Genomic DNA, 11832 nt, shown 5'->3' with positions numbered 1-11832 from the left:
GTTTGGTGGAAAGGTAGCTGATGCGGCCATGGGTGTCTCCACCTCGTGCGGGGAAAAGGGCGTCTGCGTCGTCACGGTCGACTTCCCGCCGGTGAACGCCCTGCCGGTGGCCGGCTGGTCCGCCCTCGCCGACGCGGTGCGCGCGGCCGGACGCGACCCGGAGGTGCGGTGCGTGGTGCTGGCGGCCGAGGGGCGGGGCTTCAACGCGGGCGTGGACATCAAGGAGATCCAGCGGGACGGCGACGGCGCGCTGATCGACGCCAACCACGCCTGCGCGGAGGCCTTCGGCGCGGTGTACGACTGCGCGGTGCCGGTGGTGGCGGCGGTGCAGGGGTTCTGCCTGGGCGGCGGGATCGGCCTGGTGGGCAACGCGGACGCGATCGTGGCGAGCGAGGACGCCGTCTTCGGCGTGCCCGAGCTGGACCGGGGCGCGCTGGGCGCGGCCACGCATCTGGCCCGGCTGGTCCCGCAGCATCTGATGCGGGCCCTGTACTACACCGCGCGCACGGCGACCGCCGCCGACCTGCACGCGCACGGCTCGGTGTGGCGGGTCGTGCCGCGTGAGGGTCTGCGGGCCGCCGCCCTGGGGCTGGCCCGGGAGATCGCCGCGAAGGACGGGCAGTTGCTGCGTCTGGCCAAGTCCGCCCTGAACGGCATCGATCCGGTCGACGTGCGCCGCAGCTACCGCTTCGAGCAGGGCTTCACCTTCGAGGCGGGCCTGGGCGGGGTGGGCGGGCGGGTGCGCGCCGGGTTCGGCGAGGAGGGACGCCGGTGAGGGACAAGACGACGACCGCCGAGCAGGTCGCCACCGGGCTGCGCAGCGGCATGACCCTCGGCATCGGCGGCTGGGGCTCCCGCCGCAAGCCGATGGCCCTGGTGAGAGCGGTGCTCCGGTCGGGGATCACCGATCTCACTGTGGTCTCGTACGGCGGCCCGGACGTGGGCATGCTCGCCGCCGCCGGCCGGATCCGCAGGCTCGTCACGCCGTTCGTCACCCTGGACTCCATCCCGCTGGAGCCGCACTACCGCGCGGCCCGCGAGCGCGGCGCCCTCACCCTGGCGGAGATGGACGAGGCGATGTTCCTGTGGGGGCTGCGGGCGGCGGCGCACCGGCTGCCGTTCCTGCCGGTGCGGGCCGGACTGGGCTCGGACGTCATGCGGATCAACCCGGACCTGCGCACGGTCACGTCGCCGTACGAGGACGGGGAGACGTTCGTGGCGATGCCCGCCCTGCGGCTGGACGCGGCCCTGGTCCACGTCAACCGCGCCGACCGGTCGGGCAACGGCCAGTACCTGGGCCCCGATCCGTACTTCGACGACCTGTTCTGCGCGGCGGCCGACACGGCCTACGTCTCCTGCGAACGGATCGTCGACACGGCCGAACTGACCGGGCAGGCCCCGCCGCAGACGCTGCTGATCAAGCGGCACACGGTCACCGGCGTGGTGGAGGCCCCGCACGGCGCCCACTTCACGTCCTGCGCGCCCGACTACGGCCGGGACGAGTCCTTCCAGCGGACGTACGCCACCACGCCCTGGCCCGAGTTCGCCGCGCGGTTCCTCGCCGGGGACGACCAGGCCTACCGGTCGGCCGTCGGGGAGGGGACATGACCGGGGCCACCCGCGCCGAGTACTGCGTGGTCGCCTGCGCCGAGGCCTGGCGGGGCGACGGCGAGGTGCTCGCCAGTCCCATGGGGCTGATCCCCTCGCTCGGGGCGCGGCTGGCCCGGCTGACCTTCGCGCCGGAGCTGCTGCTCACCGACGGCGAGGCGCTCCTCGTCCGCCCGGACGGCACACCGGAGGGCTGGCTGCCCTACCGGCAGCACCTCGACCTGGTCACCGGCGGGCGGCGGCACGTGATGATGGGCGCGAGCCAGCTCGACCGGTTCGGCAACCAGAACATCTCCTGCATCGGCGACCGCGAGCGCCCCCGGCGGCAGCTGCTGGGGGTGCGCGGCGCCCCGGTCAACACCCTGAACAACCCCACGAGTTACTGGATCCCCAGGCACTCCCGGCGCGTCTTCGTGGAGCGGGTCGACGTGGTCTGCGGCGTCGGGTACGACCGTGCGGCCGGGGCGCGCTACCACCGCATCCCGCGGGTCGTCTCCGACCTGGGTGTCTTCGACTTCGCCACCCCCGACCGCTCGATGCGGCTGGCCTCCCTGCACCCGGGCGTCACGCTCGGGCAGGTCAGGGAGGCGACGGGCTTCGAGCTCACCGTCCCGGACGAGGTGCCGGCGAGCCGTGCCCCGACCGCGGAGGAGCTGCGGCTGATCCGGCAGGTCCTGGACCCGGCCGGCGCCCGGGTCCGGGAGGTGGCCGCGTGAGGGAGACGGCCCTGACCCGGCTCGTCGGCGTCCGCCATCCGATCGTGCAGACCGGGATGGGCTGGGTGGCGGGCCCCCGCCTGGTCGCCGCCACGGCGAACGCGGGCGCCCTCGGCATCCTGGCCTCGGCGACGATGACGCCCGGCCGGCTGCGGGCGGCCGTACGGGAGGTGCGGGCCCGCACCGACGCGCCGTTCGGGGTGAATCTGCGCGCCGACGCCGCCGACGCGGGCGAGCGCGTGCGGATCCTCGTCGAGGAAGGCGTCCGCGTGGCCTCCTTCGCCCTGGCCCCCTCCCGGGAGCTGATCGGCGAGCTCAAGGAGGCGGGCGTGGTCGTCATGCCGACCGTGGGGGCGCGGCGGCACGCCGAGAAGGTCGCGGCGTGGGGCGCGGACGCGGTGCTGGTGCAGGGCGCGGAGGGCGGCGGGCACACCGGCGAGGTGGCCACGAGCGTGCTGCTGCCGCAGGTGGTGGACGCGGTGCGGATCCCGGTCGTCGCGGCGGGCGGGTTCTTCGACGGGCGCGGGCTGGTCGCGGCCCTGGCCTACGGGGCGGCGGGCGTGGCCATGGGCACGCGGTTCCTGCTGACGTCGGACTCGACGGTGCCGGACGCGGTGAAGGCCAGGTATCTGGCGGCGGCCGTCGGGGACGTGACGGTGACCCGGGCGGTGGACGGCCTGCCGCACCGCATGCTGCGGTCGGAGCTGGTGGACGCGCTGGAGCGGGCCGGGCGGGGCCGGGCGCTGCTGCGGGCGGTGCGGCACGCGTCCGGCTTCCGCCGGCTGTCGGGGCTGACGTGGCGGCGGATGATCCGCGACGGGCTCGCCCTCAAGCACGGCAAGGACCTCTCCTGGAGCCAGGTGCTGCTCGCGGCGAACACGCCGATGCTGCTGAAGTCCGCGCTGGTGGACGGGCGTACGGACCTGGGGGTGATGGCCTCCGGGCAGGTCGCCGGGGTGATCGGCGACCTGCCGTCGTGCGCGGAGCTGGTGGAGCGGATCATCTCCGAGGCCGACGCGACGCTGGAGCGGCTCAGAGCCGTTCGATGATCGTCACGTTGGCCTGGCCGCCGCCCTCGCACATGGTCTGCAGACCGAACCGGCCGCCGGTGCGCTCCAGTTCGTGCAGCAGGGTCGTCATGAGCCGGACGCCGGTCGCGCCGAGCGGGTGGCCGAGGGCGATGGCTCCGCCGTTGACGTTGACCCGCTCCGGGTCGGCGCCGGTCTCCTTCAGCCAGGCCAGGACGACCGGCGCGAAGGCCTCGTTGATCTCGACGAGGTCGATATCGTCGATGGCCAGCCCCGTCTTCTTCAGGGCGTGGGCGGTGGCGGGGATCGGGGCGGTGAGCATGCGGATCGGGTCCTCGCCGCGCACCGAGAGATGGTGCACGCGCGCGCGTGGGGTGAGCGCGTGGTCGCGCACGGCCCGTTCGGAGGCCAGCAGCATTGCCGCCGCCCCGTCGGAGACCTGCGAGGAGCAGGCGGCGGTGATCGTGCCGCCGTCCATGACCGGCTTGAGGGCCGCCATCTTCTCCAGGGAGGTGTCCCGGCGCGGCCCTTCGTCGGTGGTGACCTCGCCGTAGGGCACGGTCTCGCGGGCGAAGCGGCCCTCGTCGACGGCCCGCACCGCCCGCCGATGGGAGCGCAGGGCGAACTCCTCCTGGTCCTGCCGGCTGATCCCCCACTTCGCGGCGATCATCTCGGCGCCCACGAACTGGTTCACGGGCTTGTCCCTGTACCGGGCCCGCCAGCCCGCGCTGCCCGCGAACGGGCCCTGCGTCAGCCCGAGCGGTGCGGCGGCCTGCCGGGTGGCGAAGGCGATGGGGATCATCGACATGTTCTGCACACCGCCCGCGACCACCAGGTCCTGCGTACCGGACAGCACGGCCTGTGCGGCGAAGTGCACGGCCTGCTGGGAGGAGCCGCACTGCCGGTCGACGGTCACCCCCGGCACCTCCTCGGGCAGTCCCGCGGCCAGCCAGCAGGTGCGCGCGATGTCCCCGGCCTGCGGCCCCACCGCGTCCAGACAGCCGAGGACGACGTCGTCCACGGCGGCCGGGTCGGCGCCCGAGCGGGTCATCAGCTCCTGGAGCACGTGCGCGCCGAGGTCGGCCGGGTGGACGGCGCTCAGGCCTCCCCCGCGCCGCCCGACGGGCGTGCGCACCGCTTCGACGATGTAGGCCTCGGCCATGACGACTCCCTCGCACCTGGGGGTTATTCGCGTACGGCGATCCCGTCCAGCACCATCGACAGGTACTGCCGGGCGATCTCCTCCGGGCTGTGCTGTCCGCCCGGGCGGTACCAGGAGGCGGCGACCCACACCGTGTCGCGCACGAACCGGTAGGTGAGCCGGACGTCCAGGTCGGCCCGGAAGGCCCGCTCGGCGACGCCGCGCTCCAGCGTGGACAGCCAGGCCCGCTCGAACCGGCGCTGCGACTCGGCGAGGAACGCGAACCGCTCCTGCGCCACGAGCTGCCTGCTCTCCTTCTGGTAGATCGCGACGGCCGCGCGATGCCGGTCGATCTCCCGGAACGACTCGGTGACCAGGGCCTGCAGCGTCTCGCGCGGCCCGAGCCCGGCGCCCAGGACGGTGTCGTAGCCGTCCCACAGCTCGTCGAGGAAGGTGCGCAGGATCTCCTCCAGCATCGACTCCTTGGAGTCGAAGTGGTAGTAGAGGCTGCCGGCGAGCATCCCCGCGTGGTCGGCGATCTTGCGGACGGTGGTGGCGTTGTAGCCCTGTTCGGCGAAGACCTCGGCGGCGGTGCCGAGGAGTTCGCTGCGGCGATCGCCCGAGGCGGCGCTCGCGGCGGGCTCGACGGTGGTCACCTGGGGTTTCTTCTTCGTAGGAGGCACGGGTCCATTGTCGTCCTACGGATGCCGGCTGCTGACGGAGACCACTTCCCCGGTCAGGTACGAACTGTAGCCGGATGCGAGGAACACGATCACGTTGGCCACCTCCCAGGGCTCGGCGTGCCGCCCGTACGCCTCGCGGGCGGTCAGCTCGGCGAGCAGCTCGGGGGTGGTCACCTTCACCAGGTGCGGATGCAGGGCGAGGCTGGGTGCCACGGCGTTGACCCGTACTCCGTAGGCGGCGGCCTCGACCGCCGCGCACCGGGTCAGCGCCATCACGCCCGCTTTCGCCGCCGCGTAGTGGGCCTGTCCGGCCTGGGCGCGCCAGCCCACGACGGAGGCGTTGTTGACGATCACGCCGTCGCCGGTCTCCCGCATCCGGCGCAGGGCCGCGCGCATGCACCGGAACGTGCCGTTCAGCGTGACGTCCAGGACGCGCGTCCACTGGTCGTCGCTCATGTCGGCCAGCTCCGCCGTACCGCCGAGACCGGCGTTGTTGACCACGATGTCGAGACGTCCGTGCTCGCGGACGGCCGCGTCGAAGAGGGCGCGGACCTGCGTGTCGTCGGTGACGTCACAGGGCAGGGCGGCGACCGCGTCCGCGCCGAACTCGGCGGTGAGCCGCGCCTCGTGCTCCTTCAGCCGCCGCGTGTGGGCGTCGCTGACCAGCACGCGCGCGCCCTCCTCCAGCAGGCGCCGCGCCGTGGCCCCGCCGATGCCCGCGCCGGCCGCCGCGGTGACGACGGCGGTGCGCCCCGCCAGCAGGCCGTGGCCGGGCACGTAGGTCGGGCTCTCGACGGCTGTCATGGGCTCACGCTAACCTACCAAACACTTGTTAGGGAAGGAGGGGCGGTCGTGGACCTGGAGTTCTCCCCGGCGGACGAGGAGTTCCGAGCCGAGGCCCGGCGGTGGCTGCACGCGCACGTGCCGCGCGAGCCGCTGCCCTCCCTGGAGACCGAGGAGGGCTTCGCCGCGCACCGCGCCTGGGAGGCGGAGCTGGCCGCGGACCGCTGGTCGGTCGTCAACTGGCCCGAGCGGTACGGCGGGCGGGACGCCGGGCTGCTGCGGTGGCTGCTCTTCGAGGAGGAGTACTGGGCGGCGGGCGCCCCGGGCCGCGTCGGGCAGAACGGCGTCCAGTTGCTCGCCCCGACGCTGCTGGAGCACGGCACCGAGGAGCAGCGGGCCCGGGTCCTGCCGCCGATGGCCACCGGCGAGGTGGTCTGGGCGCAGGCCTGGTCGGAGCCCGAGGCCGGTTCGGACCTGGCCGCACTGCGGGCGAAGGCCGTGCACACGGACGGGGGCTGGCTGCTGAGCGGGCAGAAGACGTGGTCCTCGCGGGCCGCGTTCGCCGACCGCGCCTTCGGTCTGTTCCGCAGCGACCCGGACGCGGCCCGGCCCCACCAGGGCCTGACGTACCTGATGTTCGGCCTGCGCGCCCCCGGTGTCACGGTCCGCCCGATCGCGCGGCTGGACGGCAAACCGGCGTTCGCGGAGCTGTTCCTGGACGAGGTCTTCGTCCCCGACGAAGACGTGATCGGCGCACCGGGCCAGGGCTGGCGCATCGCCATGTCGACCGCGGGCGACGAACGCGGGCTGATGCTGCGCTCCCCCGGGCGTTTCCTCGCCGCCGCGCGCGGGCTGGAGGAGCTGTGGCGGGAGCGGGGCGGTGAGCCGTCCGCGCGGGACCGGGTGGCCGACGCGCTGATCGGCGCCCGCGCCTACCAGTTGTTCACCTACGCGGCCGCCTGCCGCCACCTGGACGGCGAGGCGGTCGGCCCCGAGTCGAGCCTGAACAAGGTCCACTGGTCCGAGCTGGACCTGGCGCTGCACGAGACGGCCCTCGACCTGCTCGGCCCCGAGGGCGAACAGGCCGACACGGACTGGGCGCAGCGGTACGTCTTCGCACTCGCCGGCCCCGTCTACGCGGGCGCGAACGAGATCCAGCGCGACATCATCGCCGAACGCCTGCTCGGACTACCGAAGGGACGCCGGTGATGCGCGCTCTCCCTGATGCCGAACGCCTGCCCGGGCTTACCGGAGGGGACGCCGGTGATGCGCTTCCTCTCCGATGCCGAACGTCTGCCCGGACTATCGAAGGGACGCCGGTGCCGCGCCCTCTCCCCGATGCCGAACGGCCGCCCGGGCTGCCGAAGGGGACGCCGGTGACGCGCGCTCTTCCCGATGCCGAACTCCTGTCCAAGCAGCCGAAGGGGCGCCGGTGATGCGTTTTCGGCTCGATGTCGAGCAGCGGGCCTTCGCCGCCTCGCTGGACGCCCTGCTGACGGCGGCGGACACCCCCAGGGTGGCCCGGGCGTGGGGCCGGGGCGAGCCCGCGGCCGGACAGGCCCTGTGGTCGAGGCTCGCGGAGGCGGGCGTGTTCGCGCTGGCCGTGCCGGAGGCGTACAAGGGGCTCGGGCCGCGGCCGGTCGAACTGGCCGTCGCCTTCGTGGAACTGGGCCGGCACGCGGTGCCCGGCCCCCTGGTGGAGACGGTCACGGCGGCGGTGCTCCTGGCCGGGTCCGGCCCGGGGACCGCCGAGCGCCTGCTGCCCGCGCTGGCGTCCGGGGAGACGCTGGCGACGGTGACACCGCCGGGGCCGGCGGGACCGCCCCCGGCCCGGGAAGCAGAGGCAGGAGTGCCAGGCCCTGCCGAGGGGCCGCGGCGACGACCGGTCGGGACGCACGCGCCACACCTCCCCGAGGCCCCCCTGGCCCTCGACGGCGACACCGCCACCCTCCGGCTCACCTGGGAACGGGACGGGGTCCGCCGCTCCCCCGGCCACGGCCCCGCCCGGCCCTCCCTGGACCCCGCCCGCCGCCTGACGCCCCTCACCCCCGGTGGCGAACTCCTCGCCGCCCCCTCGCCCACCGCCCTCGCCTGGGCCCGGCTGGCCACCGCCGCCCAGGCCCTCGGCGTGGGTCTGGCGCTCCTGGACCGGACTGTCGCCCACGTCGGACGGCGCCACCAGTTCGGGGTGCCCGTCGGCTCCTTCCAGGCGGTCAAGCACCGGCTGGCCGACGCGAAGATCGCCCTGGAGTTCGCACGGCCGTTGCTCTTCGGCGCCGCGCTCACCCTGCGCCCGGCCGACGTCGCCGCCGCCAAGGCCGCCGCGTGCGAGGCGGCGTACGCCACCGCCCGCACCGCCCTGCAGCTGCACGGCGCGATCGGCTACACGGCGGAGTACGACCTGTCGCTGTGGCTGGGCAAGGCCCGGGCCCTGCGCACCGCCTGGGGCTCCCCGCAGGAGTGCCGGGCCCTGGTCGTCAGTGCCCGTGATCGCCGCTGGTGATCTCCCGGTACTCCTCCACCGTCGGCTTCTCGATCCGCGCGTCGGGCCCGAACATGGCGTGCGCGAGCCGGGCCCGCAGCCGCTGGGACCGCTTGACCCTGCGCCGCACTCCCCCGGCGTCGACCTCGGGCCCGATCGTGTACGGCGGGTGCTGCTCGTGCTGGGTGAGGGTGTGCAGGTCCGCCTGGGTGAGCGGCTCGTGCACCTCGATGTACTCGCCGGTCGGCAGCCGCTTGATGGTGCCGGTCTCCCTGCCGTGCAGGACCTTGGCGCGGTCGCGGCGCTGCAGGCCCATGCAGATCTTCTTCGTGACGAGGAACGCGACGACCGGCAGCACGAAGACGCCGATCCGCACGAACCAGGTGATGGCGTTGATGGACAGGTGCAGATGGGTGGCGACGATGTCGTTGCCGCCGCCGATCAGCAGCACCGCGTACAGGGTCAGCCAGGCCACGCCCAGGCCGGTGCGGACGGGCACGTTGCGCGGCCGGTCCAGGATGTGGTGCTCGCGCTTGTCACCGGTGATCCACGCCTCGACGAAGGGATAGACGCCGAGGGCGAGCAGGATCAGCGGGAACAGCGAGAAGGGGATGAACACGCCGAGGACGAGCGTGTGGCCCCAGAGGTTGATCTCCCATCCCGGCATCACCCGGATCAGGCCCTCGGAGAAGCCGAGGTACCAGTCGGGCTGGGCGCCGGTGGTGACGAGGTCGGGCCGGTAGGGGCCGAAGGCCCACACGGGGTTGATCTGGGCGATGGCTCCCATCACCGTCAGCACGCCGAAGACGAGGAAGAAGAAGCCGCCCGCCTTGGCCATGTAGACGGGCAGGAACGGCATGCCGACGACCGACCGCTCCTGGCGTCCGGGCCCGGGGAACTGGGTGTGCTTGTGGTAGAAGACCAGGATCAGATGGGCGGCCACCAGGCCCAGCATGATGCCGGGCAGCAGCAGCACATGGACCGGGAAGAGGCGCGAGATGATGTCGTCGCCCGGGAACTCCCCGCCGAAGAGGAAGAACGCCACGTACGTGCCGACGATGGGGATCGACAGGATCGCCCCGTGCGCGAAGCGGATGCCGGTGCCGGACAGCAGGTCGTCGGGGAGGGAGTAGCCGGTCAGGCCGGTGATGATGCCGAGCATCAGCAGCGTCCAGCCGAAGACCCAGTTGAGCTCGCGCGGCTTGCGGAAGGCGCCCGTGAAGAACACCCGCATCATGTGCACCAGCATGCCGGTGATGAAGACCAGCGCCGCCCAGTGGTGGATCTGCCGGATCAGCAGCCCGCCGCGCACGTCGAAGCTGATGTCCAGGGCGGACTCGAACGCCCTGGACATCAGGACGCCGTTGAGTTCCGTGTACGAGCCCTGGTACACGACCTCCTGCATGCTCGGCTCGAAGAACAGGGTGAGGTAGACGCCGGTGAGGATCAGCACGACGAAGCTGTAGAGGGTGACCTCGCCGAGCATGAAGGACCAGTGGTCCGGGAAGACCTTGCGCATGTTGGCCTTGGCCAGCGCGTAGAGCCCCAGCCGGCCGTCCGCCCAGTCGGCCAGCCGCTCGCCCTTGCCCGCGGGCGGGCTCCTGCGGGCCGAGGCCGCCCCGTACACCCGTCGTGCGCCGTCGTCGCCCATGCGTCGTCGCCTCCCCGTCGGATCCTTCCCAGCGTGGCACGGTGCCGCCGTCGTGCAAACGGGGCGTGGGGGCGGTTGGGCCGAGGGAGCGAGCGGGTGGCTCAGCCGCCTCAGGCGTCCCGCACGATCCCCTCGGCCCTGGCGGCCACCAGCCACTTCGGGAACTCCCCCACGAGCCGGTCGTACAACTCACGGTCCGGGACCGTGCGGGGGTCCACGCCCGCGTGGAAGAAACCCGCGTTGTCCACGACCCGTTTGCCGGGCACGGCCAGCTCGTCGAGTCTGCGCAGGAAGTCGAACTGCTTGCCGTGCGGGTCGCCGAAGCCGATGAACTGCCAGAACAGCGGGAGCCTCGCCGCCTTGCACAGATACCGTTCCGCGGCGAGCCTGTCGACCGGCCCGCCGTCGGTCTGGAAGACGACCAGGGCGGGCGCGGTCGTCCCGGTGTCGAGGTAGTGGTCGATGACGGCGTCCATGGCCAGGTGGTAGCTGGTCTTGCCCATGTGCCCGAGCCCGGCCACGATCCGCTCGATCCTCCCCTGGTGACCGGCCAGGGCGATCTCCGTCTCGGCGTCGACGTCCGTGGAGAAGAACACCACGGGCACGGTGCCGTCGTCGTCGAGGTGCGCCGACAGCCCGAGCACCCGGTCGGCCAGCGCCTGCACGCTGCCGTCCTTGTAGTAGGGCCTCATCGAGCCGGAGTGGTCGACCACGAGGTAGACCGCGGCGCGCAGCCCGTCCAGCCCGTGCTCGGTGAGGGAGACCCCGGCGCTCTTGTACAGGTTCACCAGCGCGGGAGCGGTCTCCTGCACCTTGCTCAGACTGATCGCGGCCATGGCCTCACTCTCCCACCCCTCGGCTTCCGCCTCGGCTCGCTCACCCCTCGGCTCACCCCTCGGCTCTCCCCCCGGCCCGCTCACTCCTCGACGACCACTCCATCGCTCAGCTCCAGCACCCGGTCGGCGAGACCGAGGAGTTGGGGGTCGTGCGTGGCGACGAGGGCCGTGACGCCCTCGCTGCGGACCACCGCCCGCAGCAGCTCCATCACCGCCAGGCCGGTGGCCGCGTCGAGCTGCCCGGTCGGCTCGTCGGCGAGCAGCAGGGCCGGACGGTTGGCGAGGGCCCGGGCGATGGCGACCCGCTGCTGCTGCCCGCCGGAGAGCTCGGCGGGCCGCTGCGCCTCGTGGCCGGTGAGACCCACCAGGGCCAGCAGCAGCGCCACCCGCTCCTCGCGCTCGCGCGGCTCGGCCCGGCGCAGCCGCAGGGGGACGCCCACGTTCTCGGCGGCGGTGAGGATGGGGATGAGCCCGAAGGACTGGAAGACGAAACCGATGCGGTCGCGGCGCAGTTCCAGCAGTTCGCTCTCGCTCAGCCCCGACAGGTCGGTGCCGTCCAGGACGACCCGGCCGCTCTGCGGCGCGTCGAGGCCTCCGATGACATGGAGCAGCGTCGACTTGCCGGAGCCCGAGCGGCCCTTGAGGGCGACCAGTTCACCGCGCCGCACGGCGAAGGAGGCCCCGCGCAGCGCCCGCACGGCCGCGGCCCCCGTGCCGTAGGAGTGGTGGAGGTCCTCCACCCGCAGCATCGGCTCGCCGGAGGTGTCGTCGGCGAGGGCGGCGCCCGGCCCCAGGCCGGTGTTCTCGGTCATCACCGCATCCCATACGGAACCGGTCCGGACGGTCAAGAGCGGAACAACCCCGGTTCGAACGCATGTGCCGGGCCGGTAAGCCCGTGATATGC

12 protein-coding genes are annotated in these 11832 nt (G+C 73.4%); 6 read left to right on the top strand and 6 right to left on the bottom strand.

Annotated elements, in window-relative coordinates:
• Positions 1-28: 28 nt before the first annotated feature.
• The 4 genes from CHR28_RS06845 to CHR28_RS06830 are packed head-to-tail and all read left to right on the top strand — an operon-like array spanning position 29 to position 3373.
• The gene (locus CHR28_RS06845; protein WP_094052572.1) at positions 29-775 is read left to right on the top strand and encodes an enoyl-CoA hydratase family protein; all 747 of its coding nucleotides are present in this window, start codon (positions 29-31) and stop codon (positions 773-775) included.
• Entirely contained in the window at positions 772-1608 is an 837-nt protein-coding gene (locus CHR28_RS06840) for a CoA transferase subunit A (protein ID WP_094052571.1), read from the top strand. The genes CHR28_RS06845 and CHR28_RS06840 overlap by 4 nt, the downstream gene beginning before the upstream one ends.
• The gene (locus CHR28_RS06835) at positions 1605-2324 is read left to right on the top strand and encodes a CoA-transferase subunit beta (RefSeq protein WP_094052570.1); all 720 of its coding nucleotides are present in this window, start codon (positions 1605-1607) and stop codon (positions 2322-2324) included. Before CHR28_RS06840 ends, CHR28_RS06835 begins: the two co-directional genes overlap by 4 nt.
• Complete coding sequence (locus CHR28_RS06830) at positions 2321-3373, top strand: NAD(P)H-dependent flavin oxidoreductase (RefSeq protein WP_094052569.1); 1053 nt, start codon at positions 2321-2323, stop codon at positions 3371-3373. The genes CHR28_RS06835 and CHR28_RS06830 overlap by 4 nt, the downstream gene beginning before the upstream one ends.
• Here the strand turns inward: CHR28_RS06830 and CHR28_RS06825 are convergent.
• From CHR28_RS06825 to CHR28_RS06815, 3 genes are read right to left on the bottom strand one after another with little or no spacing between them, the layout of a single operon-like run.
• Positions 3357-4514, bottom strand: a complete 1158-nt coding sequence (locus CHR28_RS06825) for an acetyl-CoA C-acetyltransferase (protein WP_094052568.1) — start codon at positions 4512-4514, stop codon at positions 3357-3359. The two genes, CHR28_RS06830 and CHR28_RS06825, sit on opposite strands and share 17 nt — an antisense overlap.
• Before the next feature lie 23 nt (positions 4515-4537).
• A complete protein-coding gene (locus tag CHR28_RS06820; RefSeq protein ID WP_373453329.1) occupies positions 4538-5176 on the bottom strand; it encodes a TetR/AcrR family transcriptional regulator in 639 nt (212 codons plus the stop codon).
• A 15-nt stretch (positions 5177-5191) separates the two neighbouring features.
• A complete protein-coding gene (locus CHR28_RS06815) occupies positions 5192-5980 on the bottom strand; it encodes an SDR family oxidoreductase (RefSeq protein ID WP_094052566.1) in 789 nt (262 codons plus the stop codon).
• Positions 5981-6028: 48 nt separating this feature from the next.
• Between CHR28_RS06815 and CHR28_RS06810 the strand changes: the two genes are divergently transcribed.
• Positions 6029-7168 (top strand): acyl-CoA dehydrogenase family protein, encoded by a 1140-nt coding sequence (locus CHR28_RS06810; RefSeq protein WP_094052565.1) that lies wholly within the window; start codon positions 6029-6031, stop codon positions 7166-7168.
• Between the two features lie 226 nt (positions 7169-7394).
• Positions 7395-8462 carry an acyl-CoA dehydrogenase family protein gene (locus CHR28_RS06805; RefSeq protein ID WP_094052564.1) on the top strand — a complete coding sequence of 356 codons (1068 nt, stop codon included), beginning with the start codon at positions 7395-7397 and terminating at the stop codon, positions 8460-8462.
• Here the strand turns inward: CHR28_RS06805 and qcrB are convergent.
• From qcrB to CHR28_RS06790, 3 genes are all read right to left on the bottom strand, one after another.
• The gene (gene qcrB, locus CHR28_RS06800; RefSeq protein WP_179272335.1) at positions 8437-10092 is read right to left on the bottom strand and encodes a cytochrome bc1 complex cytochrome b subunit; all 1656 of its coding nucleotides are present in this window, start codon (positions 10090-10092) and stop codon (positions 8437-8439) included. The genes CHR28_RS06805 and qcrB overlap by 26 nt on opposite strands.
• Before the next feature lie 110 nt (positions 10093-10202).
• Positions 10203-10928, bottom strand: coding sequence for a vWA domain-containing protein (locus CHR28_RS06795; RefSeq protein ID WP_094052563.1), 726 nt, complete (start codon positions 10926-10928; stop codon positions 10203-10205).
• An 80-nt stretch (positions 10929-11008) separates the two neighbouring features.
• Entirely contained in the window at positions 11009-11740 is a 732-nt protein-coding gene (locus CHR28_RS06790) for an ABC transporter ATP-binding protein (RefSeq protein WP_094052562.1), read from the bottom strand.
• Between the last annotated feature and the right edge of the window lie 92 nt (positions 11741-11832).

Origin of the sequence: Streptomyces sp. XY006 (assembly GCF_002237655.1) — a bacterium.
Classification (GTDB): Bacteria; Actinomycetota; Actinomycetes; order Streptomycetales; family Streptomycetaceae; genus Streptomyces; species Streptomyces levis.
This window is presented reverse-complemented; position numbering and strand designations above follow the sequence as displayed.